At 71.4% G+C, this 22,327-nt stretch carries 20 protein-coding genes and 1 pseudogene; 16 read left to right on the forward strand and 5 right to left on the reverse strand.

What is annotated here, in order from left to right; genetic code table 11:
• Positions 1-11: 11 nt before the first annotated feature.
• The 8 genes from AB0F15_RS02140 to rifN all read left to right on the forward strand — a co-directional run bounded on the left by AB0F15_RS02140 (position 12) and on the right by rifN (position 7,380).
• A complete protein-coding gene (locus AB0F15_RS02140; RefSeq protein WP_360263765.1) occupies positions 12-200 on the forward strand; it encodes a hypothetical protein in 189 nt (62 codons plus the stop codon).
• Complete coding sequence (locus AB0F15_RS02145) at positions 197-1,252, forward strand: 3-dehydroquinate synthase family protein (RefSeq protein ID WP_360263767.1); 1,056 nt, start codon at positions 197-199, stop codon at positions 1,250-1,252. Before AB0F15_RS02140 ends, AB0F15_RS02145 begins: the two co-directional genes overlap by 4 nt.
• A gap of 5 nt (positions 1,253-1,257) precedes the next feature.
• Positions 1,258-2,580 (forward strand): 3-deoxy-7-phosphoheptulonate synthase, encoded by a 1,323-nt coding sequence (locus AB0F15_RS02150; RefSeq protein WP_360263865.1) that lies wholly within the window; start codon positions 1,258-1,260, stop codon positions 2,578-2,580.
• Positions 2,573-3,382, forward strand: coding sequence for a ThiF family adenylyltransferase (locus AB0F15_RS02155; RefSeq protein WP_360263770.1), 810 nt, complete (start codon positions 2,573-2,575; stop codon positions 3,380-3,382). The genes AB0F15_RS02150 and AB0F15_RS02155 overlap by 8 nt, the downstream gene beginning before the upstream one ends.
• Positions 3,383-3,521: 139 nt before the next feature.
• Positions 3,522-4,688 (forward strand): 3-amino-5-hydroxybenzoate synthase, encoded by a 1,167-nt coding sequence (gene rifK / locus AB0F15_RS02160; RefSeq protein ID WP_360263773.1) that lies wholly within the window; start codon positions 3,522-3,524, stop codon positions 4,686-4,688.
• The gene (locus AB0F15_RS02165; protein ID WP_360263775.1) at positions 4,685-5,755 is read left to right on the forward strand and encodes a Gfo/Idh/MocA family oxidoreductase; all 1,071 of its coding nucleotides are present in this window, start codon (positions 4,685-4,687) and stop codon (positions 5,753-5,755) included. The genes rifK and AB0F15_RS02165 overlap by 4 nt, the downstream gene beginning before the upstream one ends.
• Positions 5,756-5,767: 12 nt before the next feature.
• Positions 5,768-6,466, forward strand: a complete 699-nt coding sequence (locus tag AB0F15_RS02170; protein ID WP_360263778.1) for an HAD-IA family hydrolase — start codon at positions 5,768-5,770, stop codon at positions 6,464-6,466.
• A gap of 5 nt (positions 6,467-6,471) precedes the next feature.
• Positions 6,472-7,380, forward strand: coding sequence for a kanosamine kinase (rifN, locus tag AB0F15_RS02175; protein WP_360263781.1), 909 nt, complete (start codon positions 6,472-6,474; stop codon positions 7,378-7,380).
• Between the two features lie 10 nt (positions 7,381-7,390).
• Here rifN and AB0F15_RS02180 read toward each other — a convergent pair whose 3' ends face one another.
• From AB0F15_RS02180 to AB0F15_RS02190, 3 genes are all read right to left on the reverse strand, one after another.
• Entirely contained in the window at positions 7,391-8,608 is a 1,218-nt protein-coding gene (locus tag AB0F15_RS02180) for a cytochrome P450 (protein WP_360263784.1), read from the reverse strand.
• Between the two features lie 576 nt (positions 8,609-9,184).
• The gene (locus tag AB0F15_RS02185; protein WP_360263787.1) at positions 9,185-10,654 is read right to left on the reverse strand and encodes an MDR family MFS transporter; all 1,470 of its coding nucleotides are present in this window, start codon (positions 10,652-10,654) and stop codon (positions 9,185-9,187) included.
• A 143-nt stretch (positions 10,655-10,797) separates the two neighbouring features.
• Positions 10,798-12,021 carry a cytochrome P450 gene (locus AB0F15_RS02190; RefSeq protein WP_360263790.1) on the reverse strand — a complete coding sequence of 408 codons (1,224 nt, stop codon included), beginning with the start codon at positions 12,019-12,021 and terminating at the stop codon, positions 10,798-10,800.
• A gap of 199 nt (positions 12,022-12,220) precedes the next feature.
• Between AB0F15_RS02190 and AB0F15_RS02195 the strand changes: the two genes are divergently transcribed.
• The 6 genes from AB0F15_RS02195 to AB0F15_RS02220 all read left to right on the forward strand — a co-directional run bounded on the left by AB0F15_RS02195 (position 12,221) and on the right by AB0F15_RS02220 (position 17,412).
• On the forward strand, positions 12,221-12,808 hold the full coding sequence (locus AB0F15_RS02195; RefSeq protein ID WP_360263793.1) for a TetR/AcrR family transcriptional regulator: 588 nt from the start codon (positions 12,221-12,223) through the stop codon (positions 12,806-12,808).
• Positions 12,809-12,932: 124 nt separating this feature from the next.
• Positions 12,933-14,114 (forward strand): cytochrome P450, encoded by a 1,182-nt coding sequence (locus tag AB0F15_RS02200; protein WP_360263796.1) that lies wholly within the window; start codon positions 12,933-12,935, stop codon positions 14,112-14,114.
• Positions 14,115-14,285: 171 nt separating this feature from the next.
• Positions 14,286-15,104 (forward strand): methyltransferase domain-containing protein, encoded by an 819-nt coding sequence (locus AB0F15_RS02205; protein WP_360263799.1) that lies wholly within the window; start codon positions 14,286-14,288, stop codon positions 15,102-15,104.
• A gap of 30 nt (positions 15,105-15,134) precedes the next feature.
• On the forward strand, positions 15,135-15,827 hold the full coding sequence (locus AB0F15_RS02210; RefSeq protein ID WP_360263802.1) for a thiamine pyrophosphate-dependent enzyme: 693 nt from the start codon (positions 15,135-15,137) through the stop codon (positions 15,825-15,827).
• Positions 15,824-16,735, forward strand: coding sequence for a transketolase C-terminal domain-containing protein (locus AB0F15_RS02215; RefSeq protein ID WP_360263805.1), 912 nt, complete (start codon positions 15,824-15,826; stop codon positions 16,733-16,735). Before AB0F15_RS02210 ends, AB0F15_RS02215 begins: the two co-directional genes overlap by 4 nt.
• A gap of 110 nt (positions 16,736-16,845) precedes the next feature.
• A complete protein-coding gene (locus AB0F15_RS02220) occupies positions 16,846-17,412 on the forward strand; it encodes a nuclear transport factor 2 family protein (RefSeq protein WP_360263808.1) in 567 nt (188 codons plus the stop codon).
• Between the two features lie 102 nt (positions 17,413-17,514).
• Here the strand turns inward: AB0F15_RS02220 and AB0F15_RS02225 are convergent, their stop codons facing one another.
• Positions 17,515-19,425 (reverse strand): multicopper oxidase domain-containing protein, encoded by a 1,911-nt coding sequence (locus AB0F15_RS02225; protein WP_360263810.1) that lies wholly within the window; start codon positions 19,423-19,425, stop codon positions 17,515-17,517.
• A 304-nt stretch (positions 19,426-19,729) separates the two neighbouring features.
• On the opposite strand from AB0F15_RS02225, the gene AB0F15_RS02230 reads away from it, so the two are divergent.
• Positions 19,730-21,025, forward strand: coding sequence for a cytochrome P450 (locus AB0F15_RS02230; protein ID WP_360263813.1), 1,296 nt, complete (start codon positions 19,730-19,732; stop codon positions 21,023-21,025).
• Between the two features lie 84 nt (positions 21,026-21,109).
• Positions 21,110-21,308: pseudogene (locus AB0F15_RS02235) on the forward strand (IS5/IS1182 family transposase); the annotation flags it as partial.
• A 71-nt stretch (positions 21,309-21,379) separates the two neighbouring features.
• Here AB0F15_RS02235 and AB0F15_RS02240 read toward each other — a convergent pair.
• Positions 21,380-22,327, reverse strand: a 948-nt coding sequence (locus AB0F15_RS02240) for a DUF222 domain-containing protein (protein ID WP_360263815.1), incomplete at its 5' end; no start/stop codon positions are given.

Consider the following 22,327-nt stretch of genomic DNA (forward strand, 5'->3'; position numbering starts at 1 on the left):
AAGGCACGACGATGGCGGAAAAAGACGGCCTGCTGGCGAAGTTCGCCTGCCTCTGCAGGACCGCGTACGAGCACCACTACATCCCCTACCTCAACTTCTTCTACGGCGGCGAGTACCTCCACCACGGCAGCGAGCCGGTGTCCCGGATCGCCGACCTGCCGTACCGCACCGTGCCGGAGCCGCGGGAGAAGGCGCCGTGAGGACGACGATCCCGGTCCGCCTGGCGGAGCGTTCCTACGACGTGCTCGTCGGCCCCGGTGTGCGGACGTCGCTGCCCGGCGTCGTCCGCCGGCTCGGGGCGCGGCGGGCCGTGGTCGTGTCGGCCCGCCCGGCGGACTGGGTGCCGGACACCGGGGTCGAGACCCTGCTGCTGCCGGCGCGCGACGGCGAGCACGACAAGCGTCTGTCCACAGTGGAAGAATTGTGCGGCGAGTTCGCGCGGTTCGGGCTCACCCGGTCCGACGTCGTCGTCTCCTGCGGCGGCGGCACGACCACGGACGTCGTCGGGCTGGCGGCCGCGCTGTACCACCGGGGCGTCGCCGTGGTCCACCTGCCCACGTCCCTGCTCGCCCAGGTCGACGCCAGCGTCGGCGGGAAGACCGCGGTGAACCTGACGGCGGGCAAGAACCTCGTCGGCGCGTACTGGCAGCCCAGTGCGGTGCTGTGCGACACGGACTACCTGACGACCCTGCCGCCGCGGGAGGTGCGCAACGGCCTCGGCGAGATCGCCCGGTGCCACTTCATCGGCGCGCCGGACCTCCGGGGGCTGTCGCTGCCGGAGCAGATCGCCGCCAGTGTCACCCTGAAGGCGGACATCGTCGCGCAGGACGAGCGCGACACCGGGCTGCGGCACCTGCTCAACTACGGCCACACGCTGGGCCACGCGCTGGAGATCGCGACCGGCTTCGCCCTGCGCCACGGCGAAGCCGTGGCCATCGGCACGGTCTTCGCGGGCCGGCTGGCGGGCGCACTGGGCCGCATCGACCAGCCCGGAGTGGACGAACACCGGGACGTCGTCCGCCACTACGGCCTGCCTGCCGCCCTGCCCGACGACGTCGACCCGGCGGTACTGGTCCGCCAGATGCGCCGGGACAAGAAGGCGATCAGCGGACTCGCCTTCGTGCTGACCGGGCCGCGGGGCGCGGAGCTGGTGAGCGACGTGCCGCCGCGGGTGGTCGTGGACGTCCTGGACCGGATGCCCCGCGCCAGCCTGGAAAACCTGGTCGGCGCGGCGGAAGCGGCGGCGACGTGAAGCGCCTGCCGCACCTCCCGGCCGGCGCGGCCCACGGCCGCGCGGTCGACCCGGTGCTGGCCGGACGGCTGAGTGCCGCGCTGGCCCGGCCGGCCGCGCAGCAGCCGCGCTGGCCGGACGCCGGGCGGGCGGGCGCGGTGATCGGGCTGCTGCACAACGCCGAGCCGATCGTCGCGCCGGAGGAGACGGCGCTGCTGAGCCGTCGCCTCGCCTCGGTCGCCCGCGGCGAGGCGTTCCTGCTGCAGGGCGGGGACTGCGCGGAGACGTTCGCCGGCAACACCGAGCCGCACCTGCGGGCCAACCTCGGGGTGCTGGAGCGGATGGCGGGTGCGCTGGCCGGCGCGGGCGGCCTGCCGGTGGTCAAGGTCGCCCGGATGGCCGGGCAGTTCGCCAAGCCGCGGTCCGGCACCGTCGACGCGCTGGGCCTGCCGGTCTACCGGGGCGACATCGTGAACTCCCCGGAGCACACGGCCGCCGCCCGGACGCCGGACCCGCACCGGATGCTGATGGCCTACGCCCACGCCGCCAGCGCGATGGACCTGGTCCGCAAGCTCTGCGCCGAGGGCATCGGCGAACCGCTGGCGGCCCAGGGCGCGCTCGCCGGCGCCCGCAGCGCGGCACCGGCCGGTGGACGGCCCTTGGCGGAGGGCGACCGGGCCCCGAGCGAGGTCTACGTCAGCCACGAACTGCTCCTGCTCGACTACGAGCGGGCCGTCCTGTGGGCGGACGCCGGTGGCCCGGAACCCCGGCTCTCCAGCGGGCTGGCGCACTTCCTGTGGATCGGGGAACGCACCCGCCAGCTCGACGGCGCCCACATCGCGTTCGCGGAGCTGCTGTCCAACCCGATCGGCCTGAAGCTGGGGCCGGGCACCACGCCGGAACAGGCCGTGGAGTACGTGCGGCGCCTCGACCCGCACCGCACGCCGGGCCGGCTGACGCTGGTCAGCCGGATGGGGCACGGCCAGGTCCGCGAGTACCTCCCGCCGATCGTCGAGAAGGTCACCGCCTCCGGGCACGAGGTGATCTGGCAGTGCGACCCGATGCACGGCAACACCCGGACGTCGGGCAACGGGTACAAGACCCGCCACTTCGCCCACGTCGTCGACGAGCTCGCCGGCTTCTTCGAAGTGCACCGGCGGCTCGGCACCCACGCCGGCGGCATCCACGTCGAGGTGACCGGCGAGGACGTGACGGAATGCCTCGGGGGCGCCGCGGGCATCGCGGAAGCCGACCTGCCCGCGCGCTACCTGACCGCCTGCGATCCGCGGCTCAACGCCGAGCAGTCGGTCGAACTGGCGTTGTCCGTCGCGGGGATGCTGCGTGGCTAGCCGGGGCGGGGTGACCGTCAGCGGCACCACCCGGCTGTACGTCGTGCTGGGGGACCCGGTCGCCCAGGTGCAGTCGCCCGGGCTGCTGAACCCGCTCTTCGCCGAGCTCGGCGTCGACGCGGTGCTGGTGCCGGTGCTCGCCGAGCCGGCGCACCTCGAGCGGATCGTCGCCGGGCTGCGGTGCGCCGGCAACCTCGACGGCATCTTCGTCACCGTGCCGCACAAGGCCGCCGTGGCCGGGCTCGCCGACCGGTGCAGCCCGATGGTGGAGATCACCGGAAGCGCCAACGCACTCCGGCGGGAAGCCGGCGGCCGGTGGTACGCCGAGAACTTCGACGGCACCGGGTTCGTGGCCGGGCTGGCCGCGGCCGGCCACGACCCGAGAGCGCAGCGGGTGACCCTCGTCGGGGCCGGCGGTGCGGGCAGCGCCATCGCCGCCGCGCTGCTGGCGGCCGGTGCCGCCCGGCTGGCGGTGTGCGACCCGGACACCGCGAAACTGACCGCGCTGCGGGCCCGCCTGGACGCGCACTGGCCGGGCCGGACCGTCACGTCGGCCGGGCCGGACACCGCGGGTGCCGGCATCGTCGTGAACGCGACCCCGCTCGGGTTGCGGCCCGGCGACCCGCTGCCGTTCCGGCCGGCGGACCTGTCCCCGGGCTGCGTGGTCGCCGACATCATCATGAAGCCCCGCGAAACCCGGCTCCTGCGCGAAGCGGCGGCACTCGGCTTCCGCGTCCATTGCGGAATCCACATGCTCGCCGGGCAATTGGCCTCCTACCGCGCTTTCTTCGGCCTGGGTTGAGGAATCGGCGACTACCAAGCCGGGGGATGGAAGCCCTGCGCCGGCCGACCTAGCCTGGGGTGCACGCTGATTCCGACGCATTCCGGACACGGCACGGGCTTTTCTTCAATTCGAACCCCAGCGGAGATTCGGAGAACGCATGAACGCGCGAAAGGCACCGGAATTCCCCGCGTGGCCGCAGTACGACGACGCCGAGCGGGACGGCCTGGTCCGCGCGCTCGAACAGGGTCAGTGGTGGCGCATGGGCGGGGACGAGGTGAACTCGTTCGAACGCGAGTTCGCCGAGCACCACGGCGCCGCGCACGCGCTGGCGGTCACGAACGGGACGCACGCGCTGGAACTCGCCCTGCAGGTGATGGACGTCGGTCCCGGCACCGAGGTCATCGTGCCGGCCTTCACCTTCATCTCCTCGTCCCAGGCGGCCCAGCGGCTCGGGGCGGTCACCGTCCCGGTGGACGTCGACGCCGCCACCTACAACCTCGACCCGGAAGCGGTGGCGGCCGCGATCACGCCGCGCACCAAGGTGATCATGCCGGTGCACATGGCCGGGCTGATGGCCGACATGGACGCGCTGGCGAAGATCTCCGCCGACACCGGGGTGCCGCTGCTGCAGGACGCCGCGCACGCGCACGGCGCGCGCTGGCAGGGCAAGCGCGTCGGCGAACTGGACAGCATCGCCACGTTCAGCTTCCAGAACGGCAAGCTGATGACGGCGGGCGAGGGCGGCGCCGTCGTGTTCCCCGAAGGCGAGCGCGAAAAGTACGAGACGGCGTTCCTCCGGCACAGCTGCGGCCGTCCTCGCGAGGACCGCCGGTACTTCCACAAGATCGCCGGGTCCAACATGCGGCTCAACGAGTTCTCCGCGTCCGTGCTGCGGGCGCAGCTGGCCCGCCTCGACGAGCAGATCGCCGTGCGCGACGAGCGCTGGACGCTGCTGTCCCGGCTGCTCGGCGAGATCGACGGCGTCGTGCCGCAGGGCGGTGACGTGCGCGCCGACCGCAACTCCCACTACATGGCCATGTTCCGCGTCCCCGGCCTCGCCGAGGAGAAGCGCAACGCCCTGGTCGACCGGCTCGTCGAAGCCGGCCTGCCCGCGTTCGCGGCGTTCCGCGCGATCTACCGCACCGACGCCTTCTGGGAGCTCGGCGCCCCGGAGGAGACCATGGACGCGATCGCGAAGCGCTGCCCCAACACCGACGCCATCAGCAGCGACTGCGTCTGGCTGCACCACCGGGTCCTGCTGGCCGGCGAGGCGGAGCTGCACGCGACCGCCGAGATCATCGCCGACGCCGTGGCGCGGGCATGAACGTCCGGGCCGCGGTGGTCGGGCTCGGCTGGGCGGGCCGGGAGCTGTGGCTGCCCCTGCTGCGCGAACACGCGGACTTCGAGGTGGTCGCCGCCGTGGACGCGGATCCGGCGTCGCGGCAGGCGTTCACGAAGGCGACCGGTATCCCCACCCATGCCGCGGTGTCCGCCCTGACCGCGCGCGAGGTCGACCTCGCCGTCGTCGCGGTGCCCAACTACCTGCACACCGAGGTGGCGGGCGCGCTGCTCGCCACCGGGATCTCCGTCTTCCTCGAGAAGCCGGTGTGCCTGACCTCGGCGGAGATCGACGTCCTCGCGGCGGCCGAACGCAGCGGCGGGATGCTGCTGGCCGGCAGCGCCGCCCGGTACCGCGGTGATGTCGAGGCGCTGCGGCAGGTCCTGCCGGAGCTGGGCGACCTCCGGCACGTCGCCATGGGCTGGATCCGCGCGCGGGGCGTGCCGCGGGCGGGTGGCTGGTTCACCCAGCGCGAGAAGGCAGGCGGGGGAGCGTTGTACGACCTCGGCTGGCACCTGCTCGACACCCTCGCGTTCCTGCTCGGCCCGGCCGCCTTCACCCAGGTGATCGGCGTGACGTCGGACGACTTCGTCAACGCCGGCGCCTGGCGCGCCGCGTGGCGGCAGGACCAGCTGGGCGCCGACGCCGCCGACGTCGAGGACACCGCGCGCGGCTTCCTCGTCCGCGACGACGGCGTCTCGGTGTCCCTGCGGGCGAGCTGGGCGTCGCACCAGGCGCGGGACGTCTCGGTGATCCACGTCGAGGGCAGCGCCGGCACCGCGGATCTGCGGTGCACCTTCGGCTTCAGCCCCAACCGGGAGCCCGAACCCGTGCTGACGGTGACCCGCGAAGGCACCACGACCCGGCTTCCGGTACCGGCCGAACCGATCGGCGTCGAATACACGCGCCAGGTGGGCGACCTCGCCGCGATGCTGGCCGATCCCGGCAACCGCGGCCGGGCCGTCGCCGAAGCCCGGCCGATCGTCCAGATGATCGAGAACTTCTACGCCTCCGCGGGCTCGGCGCGCGGTGTGGTCCCGGCGTACCAGTAGAGAGGGTGCTCCATGACATTCCCGATCGTCGACCGACCGGAGGCCGGGGCCGATCCCTCGGCACCGGTCCGGCACGCGGTCATCTTCGACCTCGACGGGGTCGTCGTCGACAGCTTCGCGGTGATGAGCGAGGCCTTCGCCATCGCCTACGCCGAAGTGGTCGGTGACGGGCCCGCGCCCTTCGAGGAGTACCGGCGCCACCTCGGCCGCTACTTCCCGGACATCATGCGGATCATGAACCTGCCACTGGCGATGGAAGAACCCTTCGTCCGCGAGAGCTACCGCCTCGCCTCGCAGGTCCAGGTCTTCGACGGGGTCACCGAACTGCTGCTGACGCTGCGGGCCCGTGGCCTGCGGCTGGCCATCGCCACCGGCAAGAGCGGGCCGCGGGCCCGGTCGCTGCTCGGCGACCTGGGGCTGCTCCCGTTCTTCGAGCACGTTATCGGCTCGGACGAGGTCGCCCGGCCCAAGCCGGCCCCCGACATCGTGCTGCACGCGCTGAGCCTGCTGGACGTCCCCGCGGAGCGGGCCATGATGATCGGCGACGCGCCGACCGACCTGGCCAGCGCGCGGGGTGCCGGTGTCACCTCGGCCGCCGCGCTGTGGGCGCCACCGGACGACATCGGCGAGCTGCTCGCCGCCGGTCCCGACGTGGTGCTGCAGCGGCCGGCCGACCTGCTCGCGCTCTGCCCGTCGGTACCCGGCCGCTGACGGGCGTGGAGACCCCGCACCACCTGGGCATCGACATCGGGGGCACCAAGGTCGCGCTCCTGGTCGAGACCGACGCCGGGTGTGTCTACGAGACCGCGTTCCCCTGGGGCCCCCGGCACAGCGCCGACCAGGACCTCGCGCAGCTGGCCGGCCACGTGGCCGAGCTGCGGGCGAGGGTCGGGGCGCCGCTGGCGTCGGTGGGTGTCGCGATGCCCGGCACGGTCGGGCCGGACGGCCGCGTCGCCGCCTGGCCCAACCGTCCGGAGTGGACCGGCGTCGCCCTGGACGCCTCGCTGCGGGCGCTGTTCCCGGAAGCGGTCGTGGCCTGGGGTGACGACGGCGACCTCGGCGCGCTCGCCGAGGCCCGGGCCTCGGGCTGCGACGACCTGCTCTACATCGGGGTGGGCACCGGCGTCGGCGGCGGCCTGGTCCTCGGCGGTGTCCCGTGCCCCGGGCTCGGCCGCGGCTCCTTCGAGATCGGGCACGTGATCGTCGAGATGGGCGGCCCGCGGTGCGTCTGCGGCCGCCAGGGCTGCCTCCAGGCGCTCGCTTCCGGACCGGCCACCCTGCGCCGCGCCACCCACCTGCGCGGAGCGGACGTCACCTTCGACGACCTGCGGTGGGCTTGGCGCGACCGGGAGCCGTGGGCCATCGACGCGATCGAAGGGACGGCCCGCGCACTGGCCGCCGCGGTGACCGGCGTGCAGGAACTCGTCCACCCCGAGCGCACGCTGATCGGCGGCGGCTTCGCGGCGGGCATCCCCGAGTTCGTCGGGGCGGTGGCCGGGCACCTCGCCGGCCTGGCCCGCCCGGGCCAGGCGCCGGTGCCGGTGGGGCCGGCCACGTTGGGCGGCCTGTCTTCGCTGCGCGGCGCGGTGTCCCTCGCCCGCCTGATCGCCGGCCGGCGTCGCTGACGCGGGCCGGCTACCAGGCGACCGGCAGTTCGACCAGTCCCTGGAAGGACTCTCCCGGCTGGACCGGGATCTCGTCCGCCGCGACCGCGAGGCGCAGGCCGGGCAGCCGCTCGAGCAGCGTGCGGAAGGCGATCTCCATGATGGCGCGGGCCAGGTCCACCCCCACGCACCGGTGCGGGCCGAAGCCGTAGCCCACGTGGTCGTCGGGGGCGGGGCGGTCCCAGTCCAGGTCTTCCGGCCGTGCGTAGTGTTCCGGGTCCCGGTTGATGAGGGAGAGCACGAAGAACACGCCGTCGCCCTTGGCGATGGTGGTGCCCGCCACCTCGATGTCCTCCGCGGCCACCCGCTGCACCCCGTCGGTGACGGACACGAGCCGGGTCAGCTCGTCGACGGCCGCGGGCACCAGCGACGGGTCGGCCCGCAGCCCGGCGAGCCGTTCGGGGTGGTGCAGCAGGGCACTCGCGCCGATCGCGATCGAGCTGGACGTGGTGTGGTGGCCGCTCACCAGCATGATCAGCAGCATCTGGAGGATCTCCGCGGGAACCGCGTCCGCCGGGGTGCCGCGCTCGGCGACGAGCGTGACGAGGGCGCCGAGCAGGCTCTCGCCGGGCTGCTGCGGTCTCTTCCCGATCAGCTCGGCCAGGTAGGTCACGAGCTCCTCGTGGATCGCGCGGGCCTGGGGGCCGAACAGCTGCTGCGTCTTCTGCTTGAAGTACTCCTGGTCCTCGCGCGGGATGCCGAGCGTTTCGTACAGCGCCACCAAGGCCACGGGCGAGGCGAACGCCTGCACCAGGTCCGCGGGCGCGCCGCGGGAGACCATGGCGTCCAGGTGCCGGTCGGCGACCTCGCGGATCTTCGGGCGCAGCGCGTCGACCAACCCGGGGGTGAAGCACGCCTCCGCCAGTTCCCGCCGGACGCGGTGCTCCGGATCGTCGACGCCGACGAGCGCGGTGAGGAGGCTGATGACCTTCTTCTGGTCCGCGCCGAACTCCCGCGCGGCGGCCGCGGCCGCGTTGGCCACCGGCCACGCGGGATTGGTGTGGTCGCTGGAAATGCGGGGATCGGCCAGCAGCAGGCGGGTCAGCGCGTAGCCGGTGACCGCCCAGGCTTCCCGGCCGTCGTAGAGGGTGATCCGGGACAGCGGGCGCTGCTCGGCCAGCGGCCGGTAGCCCGGCGCCGGCCGGTAGGGGCAGGTCCGGTCCTGGGGGAAGGCAACGGCGTCGGTCATCTGGCTCCTCCTCGGAAGCGGGCCGGGCCACCGGAAACGACTCCGCGGCGGGGGACAGCGCGCTGTGAACCCGTTGGGAAACCATAGGAATGCGGGCAACGGCCGAGCATCCCTCAACCTGATAGGAGTGAAGTACGCAAGTCGCCGATCCGCGCGCCTGCCCGCCCGCAACAGCCAACTCACCGCCCGCAACAGCCAACTCACCGCCCGCAACAGCCAACTCGCCGCCCGCAACAGCCAACTCGCCGCCCGCAACAGCCAACTCGCCGCCCGCAACAGCCAACTCGCCGCCCGCAACAGCCAACTCACCGCCCGCAACAGCCAACTCACCGCCGCCGCGGGCGAGTTGGCCGCTGTGACCGGTGAGTTGGCCAGTCCGGGCGGTGAGTTGGCCGGATGCGACGGCGGCGCACGGCTGGCTCTGGTTGCACTTCGCCGAGGCGGTACACAACCTGCGCTACTACTTCGCGTCCCGGCTGATCGAGGTTCGGGGGGAGTGAAGGGCCCCTTCGGTCCGTTGCCGGACCGAAGAGACCCTTCATCTCGACTGAGCCGTCGGTGGGGGAGAACGACGGCTCAGGCTTCGACGGGCACTTCGGCTTCCGTCTTGTCCGGGGCGGGCACGGGCTTGGGCCGGCCGGGGAGGAAGAGGCACAACGGCACGGCCAGTGCGGTGAAGCCGATCGACCACCAGAAGGTGGTGCCGTAGGCGTGGATGAGGGCGTCCGGCGTCTTCGCTCCGGAAGCGGCGTGCTGGAGGATCATGGCCAGGAGGGCGATGCCCAGCGAGCCGCCGATCTGCTGCACGATGAGGACCAGGATGGTGGCGTTGGGGATTTCGCCGTGGTCGAGTCCGATGTAGGCGGAACTGCCCAGCGGGATGGTGGCGACTCCCATGCCGAGGCCGCGCACCAGCAGGAAGACCATCAGCAGCACGTCGGAAGTGCCGGCGGTGACGAACGCGAACGGCACGGTGGTCAGGACCACGGCGGTGAACCCGACGAGCGCGACCGCACGGGGACCGACCTTGTCGGTGTAGCGCCCGGCGACGAACCGCGACAGCAGGGTGCCGACGCCCTGCGGGATGAGCAGCAGTCCCGCGCCGAGTGCGTCCACGCCCCGCGCCTGCTGCCAGAACAGCGGCAGCAGCAGCATCGCGCCGTACAGGGTCGCGCCGCTCAGGAAGTACAGGACCGACGACGACGCGACCGAACGGTGCCCGAACAGCCGGACGTTCACCAGCGCCCGTGAGCCGCGTGGCAGGGCCCAGACGACGAAGCCGGCGACCATGGCCAGCCCGGTCAGGAGGGGGACCAGGACGGCGGCGGTGCCGAAGCCGGTAGCGGTCCGGGACAGGCCGTAGACGACGGCGGCGGCGCCCGGCGACAGCAGGAGCAGGCCGACGACGTCGAGCCGGCCCCGGTCGCCGGTGGGCCGGTCGTCGGGGAGGTTCCGGTACGCGAGCCAGAGACCGACGGCGCAGAACGGGATGTTGACCAGGAACAGCAGCCGCCAGTTGCCGGTGGCCAGCAGGAGACCGCCCAGGACGGGCCCGAGGATCGGGCCGAGCGCGATGGGCAGGGAGATGGTCGCCATCACCTTGCCGATGTTGCGGCCCTTGGCGGCCTGCATGATCAGCGTCATCATCATCGGCATCATGACGCCGCCGCTGATGCCCTGGACGATCCGGAACACGATGAGGCTGGTGGCGTTCCACGCCAGCGCGCAGAGCACCGAACCGACCAGGAAGAGCCCGAGCGAGCCGAGCCACAGCCGCTTGCCGCCGACCGCGGACTGGGCCCACCGGACGATCGGGATGGTGACGAACATGGCCAGCAGGTAGCCGGTGCTCACCCACTGGATGGTGCCGAGCGGGGCGTGCAGCTCGCGGGCCAGGTCGTTGATGGCGACGCTGACGATCGTGGTGTCGAACATCGCCGCCAGCGCGCCGGCGATGATGGTGAACGCCAGCCGCCACACCGCCGGGTCGACGCGGCCGGGATCGGTCGCGTCGGTGGCGGGCGCGGGCTTGCCGGGCGAAGCCATCGACACCTCCTAAGATACATTGCTGTTTCTTATGGAGGCTCACTGTAGTTCCGGCGGATTGGATACGCAAGTGTGTCTTACGCCGGACGGGTGGCGGGTCGCGCGGCGACCGCGCCACCCCGTCCGGCGGCGGTGATCCCCGGCTACCAGGCGACGGGCAGGCTGAAGACGCCGGTGATCGTCGAAGTGACCTTGAACGGCACGCTGTCGACGTCGATGGCCAGGCGCAGCGTGGGAATCCGGCGCAACAGGGTGCTGAACACGATCTCCAGCTCCACCCGCGCCAGGTTCTGGCCGAGGCACTGGTGGATGCCGTGGCCGAACGTCATGTGGTGCCGGTCGCCCCGGCGCACGTCGAAGGTGCCGGCGTCGGGGAACTGCTCCTCGTCCCGGTTGGTGGATCCGAGCGCGAGCACCACCCCGTCGTCGGCCTCGATCGTCACCCCGCCGATCTCGACGTCCTCCTTCGCCACCCGGACCATCACGTCGAAGATCGGGTAGTAGCGCAGGATTTCCTCGACGGTCGACCCGATCAGGCTCGGGTCGGCCACCAGCTCGGCGATGACTTCCGGCCGCTGCAGCAGGCCGATGGTGCCCAGCGCGATGGCGTTGATGGTGGTCTCGTGCCCGCCGATCAGCAGGTTCTGCGCCATGCCGACGAGCAGGTCGTGGGTGAACACCCCGGTCTCCCGGTTGCGGACGACCAGCCGGCCGAGCACGTCGTCGCTCGGCTCGCGCTCCTTGGCGGTGACCAGCTCGTCCAGGAACCGGTTCAGGTCGTCGGCGGCGTCCAGCTGCTGTTCCGGGGTGCTGGACGGCAGCTGCAGGACCAGCGTGCGGTCCTGGAAGAACTCACGGCTTTCCAGCGGTACGCCGAGCAGCTCGCAGATCATCCGCGAGGGCACCTGCATCGCCAGGTCGGAGACCAGGTCGGCCTCGGGGCCCGCGGCGAGCATCGCGTCGATCCGCTCGTCCACGATCTGCTGGATGACCGGGCGCAGCGTGTTGATCTTGCGGAGGGTGAACTCGTTGGCGAGCATCTGCCGGGGCGCGGTGTGTTCCGGCAGATCCAGGGCGAGCAGCGACTTGGCCTGGGCGCTGAAACCCTTGCGCAGCACCTGCTGCACCGGTCTGCGCAGCGGGAAGTTGGGATGGCTGCGATCGGCGCTCATCCGCGGGTCGACCAGCAGCGCGCGGACGTCCGCGTGCCGGGTGACCAGCCACGCCTCCTGCGTGGTGGGCAGCGTGACCTTGACGATCGGCTGTTCGGCGCGGAGCCGGTCGTACTCGCCGGCCGGTTCCGGCGGGTGCTCGCGGGTCAGCGGGAAGGTCATCGGTTGCGGAACGGCGGGGGTTGCCGTACTCATGACGTACTCCGTTTCGTGACGCCGGCCGGCGGGACGTCACCCACCGCCACTGAGCGTGGAGCCACATTAGGTTCGCCGCACCGGCTCGCCCATCACCCGAACTGGTAGGGCAAGGCGCCGCGTAAGATTCGGATCTGTATCTTAGGTCTCGCCTATCGGGCCGCGGACGAGGTGCGCCGGTGGGCCACAAGGGAGTGGTATGAGCGAACGGCGGCGCGGTGCGGTCCTGGAACAGGCACTGCTGGACGCGTCCTGGCAGGAACTGACCGAAGGCGGCTACGCGCGGTTCACCATGGACGGGGTCGCGGCGCGGGCCGGCACCAGCCGCCCGGTGCTGTACCGGCGCTGGAGCGACCGGCTCGAACTGCTGCGGGCGACGATCGTCCACGTCCTCGAGCGCAACCGCGTCCAGGCACCCAAGGACACCGGCTCGCTGCGCGGCGACCTGCTGGCCCTCATGCAGGAAATCAGCCGGACCCGGGCCGAGTTCGTCACCGTGATGGGCATCCACCTGGCCGGGTACTTCGAGGAGACCGGCACCCGTCCCGCGGACCTGCGCGACGTCATCCGGTACGGCCGCCCCCACGCGCTGGACGTCGTGTACGAGCGCGCCGCGGCGCGCGGCGAGATCGATCCTTCCCTGCTCTCGCCCCGGATCCGGGGGCTGCCGTTCGCCCTCCTGCAGCTGGAACTCCTCACCACCCTCAAGCCCGTCCCGGCCGCGGCCGTCGAGGAGATCGTCGACACGATCGTCCTGCCCCTGTTCCACCGGTCCGCGGCGGACTGACGCGGCCAAGTCCACCAGCACTGAGGATGGTTCCCGCCCGCACCCGCGGGCAGGCTGGGGTGCCGTCACCGGCACGACAGTTCCGGTGCGCCCACCGAAGTCCGTTCCACCGGAAGGGAACGTCATGGTCGCAGTTGCCGACACCTGGGGTGCTCCGCAGTCGCTGTTCTGGCTGCGGGGGGAGCGGCCGGCCGAACCGGTCACCTTCGACCCGGCCACCAAGGTGTGGAATGTCTACGGCCACGCCGACGCGCTGCGGATCCTCAACGACCCGGCGACCTTCTCCTCCGCGGTCCAGCGCAAGATCCCCATCGACGACCGGGTCAACGAGGGCAACCTCCTCCGGATGGACGGCGTGCCGCACGCCAAGCTCCGCAAGATCGTGAGCCGGGTCTTCACCCCGAAGGTGGTGGCGGGCCTCGAACCGCGGATCGCCGAGCTCACGCGCGACCTGCTCGACGGCGTCGGCGGGCGCGACCGGTTCGAACTGATCGAGCAGCTGGCCTACCCGCTGCCGGTCATCGTCATCGCCGAGCTGCTCGGGGTGCCCGCCGAGGACCACCCGCTGTTCAAGCAGTGGGTCGACATGATGTTCCGCGGCCGCGAGGAGATCTTCATCGAGGCGGAAGGGGACGAGAAGGTCGTCATGGACGGCGCCGAGGAAGTCCTCCGCTACATCGCCGGACACGTCGCGGAGCGCCGGTCGAAACCGCACGACGACCTGCTGTCCAAACTCGTCGAGGCGGAGGTCGACGGCGAACGCCTCAGCGACGCCGAGGTGGTGAACTTCGGCTTCGTGCTGCTGCTCACCGGGCACATCACCACGACCATGCTGCTCGGCAACGCGGTGCTCTGCCTGGACGCCCACCCGGAGTGGCGGGAACGGGCGCGCGCCGACCGGACGATCGTGCCGGCCGTGATCGAGGAGTCCCTGCGGCTGCTTCCCCCGTTCGCCGCGGTCTCGCGGCTCACCAACGAGGCCGTGGAGCTGAGCGGGCAGCACATCCCGGCCGACGAGCTGCTGATGGTGTGGCTCGCGGCGGCCAACCGGGACGAAACCGCGTTCCCCGCGCCCGACACCTTCGACCCGGCCCGCGATCCCAACAACCACCTCTCCTTCGGGCGGGGGGTCCACTTCTGCATGGGCGCGCCACTGGCCCGGCTCGAAGGCCGCATCGCGCTGAACATCCTGCTGGACCGCTTCCCGCACCTGCGGACCGATCCGCTGGACGGTCCGGTGTTCAAGACCATTCCCATCATGACCGGGATCGACAAGCTCCCGCTGCTGACCGGCGCCGCCGGCTGAGCGGGCGGGCCCGCAGGGCTATCAACGCGAGGGATGCCCCGCCGCCCGCGGCCGCCCTAGCCTACGAAGACTCGTACGACCCGGCTCGCGAGTCGTAGCGGTGCAAGGCCACCGTGGCTCGCCCGCGCTCTCCGTGAAGATCACGCCCGAGATGATGGTTGAGAGGTACTGGTGACAAAGCCGACACCGTTCAAGGTTGGCCAGGCCTATGACAGTTTCGCGGAGCTGCTCGACCAGCTCTGGGGTGAGAACCTGCACCACGGCTACTGGGACGACCCGCCCGGCGACCTGACGCTCGAGGAGGCCACCACCCGGCTGACCGACAAACTGGCCGGGCTGCTGACGGTCAAGCCGGGCGACCACCTGCTCGACATCGGGTGCGGCATCGGTGAACCGGCCATCCGGCTGGCCGCGGCGCACGACATCACCGGCGTCGGCATTTCGATCGCCGAGGGGCAGGTCGAGCGGGCGAACAACCGCGCGGGCGCCGCCGGGCTGGCCGAGCGGCTCTCCTTCCGGGTCGCCGACGCGATGGACCTGCCGTTCCCGGACGAGTCGTTCGACATCGTCTGGGCGCTGGAGTCCTTGCACCACATGCCGGACCGCTGGCACGTGATCCGCCAGGCGGCGCGGGTGCTGCGGCCGGGCGGCCGCCTGGCCATCGGCGACTTCCTGCTCCGCCGCGTCGACGGCGTGCCGTCGGACGCCTCCAGCGTCGACCTGGTCCGGATGGGCGCGCTGAAGCTCGTCGAGCTCGACGAGTACCGGTCGCACCTGCGGGAGGCGGGGCTGGTGCCCGAGGCCGCCGAGGACGTCAGCGACCGCACGCGGCCGTCGTGGGGCAAGGCGGCGGAGCGGTTCGAGGCCCTGCGGGAGCAGGCCCTGCAGCACATCGGGGCGGAGCAGTTCGAAACCACGCTTTCGCGGTTCCGTCAGTTCGACGACGAGCCCGCGGTGGGGTACGTCCTGCTCGCCGCGCGCAAACCCTGACCACCCCAGAGAAACGTTGCAGGTGGAGCCATGCAGACAACAGAAGAAACGTTGCAGGGATTCTTCGGCAGGATGCTCGGGGACAACAAGCACCTGTGGGCGGCAGCGTCTACAATGGACACTATCTGGGTGCTCTACGACCGCGTGCTGAACGTGTCCCCGGAGACTATCGACGACCCCGACCGGGACCGGTTCTACCTGTCCAAAGGACACGGGCCGATGGCCTACTACGCCATGCTGGCCGCGAAGGGCTTCTTCGACCCGGCGATGCTGGACACCTGGCTGCAGCTCGGCTCTCCGCTCGGCATGCACCCGGACCACACGCTGGTCCCCGGGGTGGAGATCAGCAGCGGCTCACTCGGCCACGGCATCCCGCTCGCCGTGGGGACCGCGATCGGGCTGCGCGCCGAGGGGCGGCGCAAGCCACGCGTGGTCGTGCTGATCGGTGACGGCGAGTTCGACGAAGGCAGCAACCACGAGGCGATCTCGATCGCCGGTCGGCTCGGGCTGGACCGCCTCACCGTCGTCGCGATCGACAACAGCTCGGCGAGCCTCGGCTGGCCGGGCGGCATGGCCAAGCGCTTCGAAATGGAAGGCTGGCAGGCGTCCACAGTGGACGGCAACGACCACGCCGAACTGTACGAGGCACTGACCCGGGAATCCGACGGACGACCACAGGCCGTGGTGGCGAAGGTTCGCCCGAAGGAAGGGAGTGCGGTATGACCGCCCAGGTGACCAGGACGTTGATGCGCACCGTCTTCATCGACACGATGATCGACGCGGTGGCCACCGACTCGCGGGTGGCGCTGGTGACCGCGGACATCTCGTCGTGGTCCTTCGACGACCTGCGGGCCGAGTACCCGGAGCGCGTGATCAACGTCGGCATCCGGGAACAGGCGATGATCGGGATCGCGGGTGGCCTGGCGCTGACCGGGCACCGGCCCGTGGCGCACACCTACACGCCGTTCCTGATCGAGCGGCCGTTCGAGCAGATCAAGATCTGCCTCAACCACCAGGACGTCGGCGCGGTGCTGGTCAGCATCGGCGGTTCCTACGACGACCTGCCCCGCGGCCGCACCCACCAGGCGCCCGGCGACGTGGCGCTGCTGGACACCCTGCCCGGCTGGACCGTGCACGTGCCGGGGCACGAGGACGAGGTCGAACCGCTGCTGCGCAAGGCACTGGCCGGCGACGACCGCGTCTACCTGAGGCTTTCGGACAAGGTCCACTCGGAGCCGGTTCCGCTGTCCGGCGAGTTCACCGTGCTGCGCCAAGGTGGTGCCGGCGTGGTGGTCGCGGTCGGCCCCGTGCTCGACGACGTGCTCGCCGCGACGGCCGCACTGGACGTGACGGTGCTCTACGCGTCCACGATCCGGCCCTTCGACCGCGCCGGGCTGCGCCGGGCGGCCGGTGCCGCGCGCGCGAACGTCGTGCTGGTCGAGCCGTACCTGCGGGGAACCTCGGCACCGGAGGTGGCCGAGGCGCTCGCCGACGTCCCGCACCGGTTGCTGGCGCTCGGAACCCGGCGGGACCAGGAAGTGCGCGCCTACGGCAAGGCGGCGGACCACGACCGCCTCCACGGGATCGACGCCGAAAGCCTGGCCGGATCGATTTCCGAATTCCTCGGTTGATGGGCGGCCGGTTCTGCTAGCGTTCGCGTCGCCTTCCGCTTCCGGGAGGCGAACTCACCTACCACACAACGACTTTTGACGTCTGCAACAAGGCAGGAGAAGGCAAGACAATGAATTCAGGCAGAGTCGGCCGGGCCACGCGCGGATCGGTCCGCGCGGCCGGGCTGGTGGCGGCACTCCTCGTCGCCCTCCTCGCGGCCGGCTGCGGTACCAGCAGTGGCTCCGGCCAGGCCGCCGCCAAGGGCGACGACCGCGGCGACATCACCCAGCTGATCTACCGGTTCTACGCCACCATGGAGGATCGGCAGTTCGACAAGCTGAACGTGGTGCTCGCCGACGGCGTCGTCGTCAAAACTCCCTTCGGCGTCACCGAAGGGCGCGACAAGGTGATCGCCGAGACGGCGGAGGCGGCCAAGCAGGAAGACCGCGCTCAGCACGTCGTCACCAACGTCCTCGTCGACGTGGACGGCGACAAGGCCAAGGTGCGGGCGTTCGTGGACCAGCTCATCGGCAGCAGCAAGGCGCCGGCGGGGAAGGCCGGTCCGGCGCCGTCCATGACGATCAGTTCGCTCATGCGTTACGAGGCGACCCGCACGCCGGACGGCTGGCGCGTGTCGCACATCGAAGGGGACGTCCTGTGGGCGACGCAGGCCGCAGCCGCCCCGGCCGGACAGTGACCGCTTGTCATGAATAGCTAGACCTCTGGGGCCGTGACCCGGTCACGAGCGGTGATTCGCGGAATCGCCGCCTGTGGCCGGGTCGTTTCGCACCCGGTGTCCTCAGCCGCCGGCCTGGTGTCCACTGTGGCCGGAGCCGCCCGGGTGCATGTGGAACGGGGCCACCTCGGGTGGGTGGACGACGAACGGCCGCATCATCCCCATGTCCTCGTGTTCGAGGATGTGGCAGTGGTACATGAACTCTCCGGTGCCGCCGTCGAAGCGACCGGCGACGGTGACCCATTCACCCTGCCGCACCTGGAAGGTGTCCTTCCAGCCTTCTTCCCACTTCTCGATCCGGGGTCCCTCGCCGGGCGCGGGCAGTGGTGTGGTGGTGCCGCCCGACGCGAGGTCGAAGGCGGCCAGATCGGCGTACGTCCACCGGTTCAGCAGCTGGAGGCGCGCCAGGTGGACGTGCATCGGGTGCGGGGCGCCGCCGAGCTGGATGAAGTGCCACACCGCCCACTGCCCGCGGTCGAGGAAGAGCGTGGTCGTGTCGTCGAACAGGCTCGCGACCTTCCGGAACGTCCGCACCTTTCCCGTGGCCGGGTCGGTGAGCTGCAGGATCCCGGGCACCGGGAACCGCGTCGGCAGCTCGGCCGGGTCGGTGATCTCCGCCAGCTCCCACAGCACCGGATTCGGCTCGTTCGCCACGTTCGGCGGCAGCAGCGCCACGAACACGTGGTCGTGGTCCGCCGGCACGGTCGTGCCGTGCCGCAGGCGGACGTAGGACGCCGCCAACCGGTCGGGCGGGGTGACCGGATCGGGCCGCCCGCGGCGCTCGACCCGGAACTCCATGATGTCCGGCTCGCCCGGACTGCCGGTGCTGGTGAGCCGCAGGCGCTGCCCGGGGAACCGGCCGAAGTCGATCAGCAGGTCGAGCCGCTCGGCCGGGGTGAGGACCAGCCCACCCGCCGGTACCGCCGCGGGGGCGGGCAGCAGGCCCGCGTCGGTGCCGGCGATCCGGACGGCGTCGTGCTGGACGGTGCCCGCCTCGTCGACGAGGTCGAGCTGGAAGAACCGCGAGTTCGCCGCGTTGAGCACGCGGAAGCGGTACCAGCGCGCGGCCACGTCGAGGTGCGGCCAGATGACGCCGTTGACGAGCGTGAACGGACCGGTGACCGGGACCATCGTGCCGGTCGCGGTCGCGTACGGCAGCTTGTACAGCAGCCGGCCGGTGAGCGCCCCGGTCGCCGGGTCGGTGTCGAGGTTGCGGTCGGTGAGGATGAGCGGGATCTCGTGCTCGCCCCGGGGAAGCCGCAGCGCGTCCTCCTCGGCGTCGCGCACCAGGTACATGCCGGCGAGCCCGGCGTACACGGTGAAGCGCGTGACGGCCATCGCGTGGTCGTGGTACCAGAGGGCCGCGGCCGCCTGGCGGTTCGGGTATTCGGTGAGCTGTGCGTCGCCGGGCAGCATGGCGTTGTGGGCCCAGCCGTCGTTGTGGCCGTTCGCCACCGCGCCGTGCAGGTGCACGACGGTCCACGGCGGCAGGCCGGCCACGCCGTCGATGGGCGCCACCCCGGCGGGCAGGCTTCCGTCCGGTGCGCGGTAGCCGGGCAGGTTCGCCGGTGACGGCCGCGTGAACGGCACCCGCACCGCCTCGAGCGGAATCGTGCCGGTGAGCTCGTTGCTCCACGCGACCCGCACCCGCTTGCCGCTGCGCACCTCGATGGTCGGGCCGGGGAAGCACCCCTCGTAGGTCCACAGTGGCGTGACCGGCAGCTGCGAGTGCAGCCGGAGCCGCGCGGTCGTCATGCCGATGGTGAGCAAGTCCTGGTGCCGTCCCGAGTGGGGCCGGAGCACCGGCGGGATGCGCAGCGGGTCGAGGAATTTGGTGAGCCCGAAGTTCGGCGCCGCGGGCGCGCCGGACGGCACCGGCAGCACCGCCGCGCGGACCGGAGAGCCGAGCAGGCTCGAGCCCGCGATGACGCCGGCGGAGGCGAGGAACGTGCGGCGGTCGACGGATTGGTTCATCGGTGCGTCCCGGGGTCTGCCGTGGTGGAGGTGGCCGCGCACCACCGTGATCGAGGAAAGCGTATTCACGAGGGACTCCCCGGGGCATCCCTCACCTTGATCGATCGGGGGTCCGGGCGGAGGCGAGACTACCCACGTGGGTAATGGTTCCCGGGCGCGGTGTGGGCAAGCCTTGGCAGGACTTTCTTCCACCACGCGGGCTCGGTGGTCGGAGCCGTCGTTCCCGGCTTCCGGGTGACACGAACACAATCAGCCGACCGCCCCTTGGGAGGGGACCATGGATACCACCAGCGAGACTTGCCCCGTGGACACCGGAAGCGGGACCTGTCCGATGGACATGAACGATCCGGCGCTGCTCCGCGATCCGTTCCGGGGATACTCGCGGCTGCGCGAGGAAGGGCGCGTCATCCGGGCACTGTGGCCCGGCTCGACCACCCCGCTGTGGCTGTTCACCCGCTACGACGACGTCAAGGAAATGCTGGGCGACAAGCGGTTCGCGAACAACCCGGGCAGCGTGCCCGGCGCGAACGTCGACAACATCCACCAGGAGCTGGTCGAGGCGCTCGGGCTCGAAGAGAAGTACATCAAGATCTTCACCAGCAGCCTGCTGGACGCCGACGGCGAGGACCACGTCCGGTTGCGCCGGCTGGTCTCGCGGGCCTTCACCGCGCGGCGCGTCAGCGAGCTGCGGCCCCGGGTGGAGGAGATCACCGCCGCGCTGCTGGACGACCTGGAACGGCAGGCGGCCGTGGACGACGAGGACGGCGTGGGTGTCGTCGACCTCCTGGAGTACTTCACGTACAAGCTGCCGATCAACGTGATCTGCCAGCTGATCGGCATTCCCGAGCGCTACTGGCCCAAGTGGCGGCAGTGGGGCAAGGACGCGTTCTCGCTGGTGCCGGGCGCCCAGAACGAGCCGATGCGCGGCATGGTCGACCAGATCACCGAACTGGTCGCGCTGCGCCGCGCCGAGCCCGCCGACGACCTCCTGTCCGCGCTGATCGACGCGCACGACGACGAGGGTGGCGGGCTCACCGAGACCGAGCTGATCACGATGGTGCTGACCCTGGTGCTGGCCGGCACCGAGAACACGGCGCAGACGCTCGGCAACGGCATGATCGCGCTGATCACCCACCCCGATCAGCTGGCCGCGCTGCGCGCCGAACCCGAGCTGATGCCCGGCGCGGTCCACGAGCTGATGCGCTGGTGCGGGGCCCTGCACAGCACCCAGTTCCGCCACGCCGTCGAGGACGTCGAGATCGCCGGGGCGCAGATCAAGAAGGGCGAGCGGACGATGGGCATGCTCGTCGCGGCCAACTACGACCCGCGCCACTTCGAGGATCCCATGCGGCTGGACATCCACCGCCAGCCCGACGGACAGCGCGAGCTGCACGTCGGCTTCGGCGCCGGCATGCACTACTGCCTGGGCGCGCAGCTGGCCAAGCAGGAGTTCGAGGTGGCGTTCGCCGGCCTGGTGAACCGCTTCCCCGACATGGAGCTGACCGGCCCGGCGGACGAGCTGGACCGCGGGAACATGCCCGGCTCGTGGCGGCTGAAGCGCCTGCCCGTCCGGCTGAAGGGCTCGGCGTCCCCGGCGTAGGTTTGTCGTGGATCATGGTTGTTGCGGGGAGGTGCCGCTGGACTGCCGGACCTGTCCGCTGCACTGGTGATCCGCGGCATGGTCGGCAAGCCACGGCGCCGGCCGCGCCGGCTTCACGCTGACCGCGGCTACGACCACGACAAGTGCCGCAAACTGGTTCGTGCCCGTGGCATCACCCCGGTCATCGCCCGCCGGCCGCCGAGCACGGCTGCTCCAGGGCTTCCGCCGACTGCATATCCGCACCGAACGACGAGCCGATGTGCATCAGGCCATCCTCAGCCTGGGTCGGTGTCGTTGGGCGGAAGCCCATGGGTGTGAGCCCGCAGCCGTTGGGCTGCGGGCCTTTCCCCTATCTCAGGCGGCGAATGGCAGTGGTTCGTGGATGTTGTTGCGCCGAGGTTTTCGGCGCCGGTCCAGAAACAGCGGCGGCAGGAACTCCGGGAGACCATCGGCGGCGATGCGGACCTCCCACCCCGAGCGGTGCATGAGCCGATGGTGGTGAGCGCACAGCAACACCAGATTGTTCAGATCGGTGGGACCACCCTCGGCCCAATGCCGGGCATGGTGACCTTGACAATGCCGGGGTGGGCGGTGGCAACCCGGGAACGCACACCCACGGTCCCGTAAGAACAGGGCACGGCGCAAACCCGCCGAAATCAGACGGCGGAGACGGCCGAGATTCAGCGGCTCGCTCTTCTCACCCAGCACCGCCGGGATAATCATGCTGTCACAAGCATGCACCCGGGCTTCGGCCGCGGACATCGCGCCGGTATCGCCCAGGGTCGCGCGGCCGACGCCGGTCTTCAGGTCTTCCAGGGACACGGCGACCATCACGTGGGCGCGTTCGCCGGCTTGCATGGGCAGGTCTGGGGAGTTGAGGGCGAGGTCGACCGCGTCGGAGAAGGCGTCGCCGTAGCGGTGCTGCGGGGACCGCACGTCCGGGCCTTCGTCGCCGGTGCGGCGTTCGGCCAGAGCGTCCAGCAGGGCGCTGGCGCGGGTGCCGGTCTCGTCGTCGAACCTGCCGTTCAGCTCCCACACCCCGGTTCTTTTGCGGCGCAGGGACAGTTCCCGGGCAGGAGTGGCGGGTTCGGCGTCCTCGGGTGGAGTGCCGTCCGGGGCCAGGTGGGCGAGGATCCGGGCTCCCAGCACGGCGACCTGCTTGTGCCCGGCCTCGGTGGCGAAGGTCAGCAGGTCGTGTTCGGCGTTGTCGCGGTGCTCGGGCGGGACCTGGGTCAAGACATCGACGATGGTGTCGATCATCGGGTTGCTCAGCTCCCCGGACCGCGCAGCCACACCGGTACC

It is taken from the genome of Amycolatopsis sp. NPDC026612 (assembly GCF_040638285.1).
GTDB lineage: Bacteria > Actinomycetota > Actinomycetes > Mycobacteriales > Pseudonocardiaceae > Amycolatopsis.

Coding starts and splice junctions, on each gene's coding strand:
- AB0F15_RS02190 (WP_360263790.1), bottom strand. CDS start 12,021: ATGAGTACGGCAACCCCCGCCGTTCCGCAACCGATGACCTTCCCGCTG.
- AB0F15_RS02210 (WP_360263802.1), top strand. CDS start 15,135: ATGCAGACAACAGAAGAAACGTTGCAGGGATTCTTCGGCAGGATGCTC.
- AB0F15_RS02185 (WP_360263787.1), bottom strand. CDS start 10,654: ATGGCTTCGCCCGGCAAGCCCGCGCCCGCCACCGACGCGACCGATCCC.
- AB0F15_RS02225 (WP_360263810.1), bottom strand. CDS start 19,425: ATGAACCAATCCGTCGACCGCCGCACGTTCCTCGCCTCCGCCGGCGTC.
- AB0F15_RS02140 (WP_360263765.1), top strand. CDS start 12: ATGGCGGAAAAAGACGGCCTGCTGGCGAAGTTCGCCTGCCTCTGCAGG.
- AB0F15_RS02170 (WP_360263778.1), top strand. CDS start 5,768: ATGACATTCCCGATCGTCGACCGACCGGAGGCCGGGGCCGATCCCTCG.
- AB0F15_RS02215 (WP_360263805.1), top strand. CDS start 15,824: ATGACCGCCCAGGTGACCAGGACGTTGATGCGCACCGTCTTCATCGAC.
- AB0F15_RS02220 (WP_360263808.1), top strand. CDS start 16,846: ATGAATTCAGGCAGAGTCGGCCGGGCCACGCGCGGATCGGTCCGCGCG.
- AB0F15_RS02165 (WP_360263775.1), top strand. CDS start 4,685: ATGAACGTCCGGGCCGCGGTGGTCGGGCTCGGCTGGGCGGGCCGGGAG.
- AB0F15_RS02195 (WP_360263793.1), top strand. CDS start 12,221: ATGAGCGAACGGCGGCGCGGTGCGGTCCTGGAACAGGCACTGCTGGAC.
- AB0F15_RS02200 (WP_360263796.1), top strand. CDS start 12,933: ATGGTCGCAGTTGCCGACACCTGGGGTGCTCCGCAGTCGCTGTTCTGG.
- AB0F15_RS02180 (WP_360263784.1), bottom strand. CDS start 8,608: ATGACCGACGCCGTTGCCTTCCCCCAGGACCGGACCTGCCCCTACCGG.
- rifK (WP_360263773.1), top strand. CDS start 3,522: ATGAACGCGCGAAAGGCACCGGAATTCCCCGCGTGGCCGCAGTACGAC.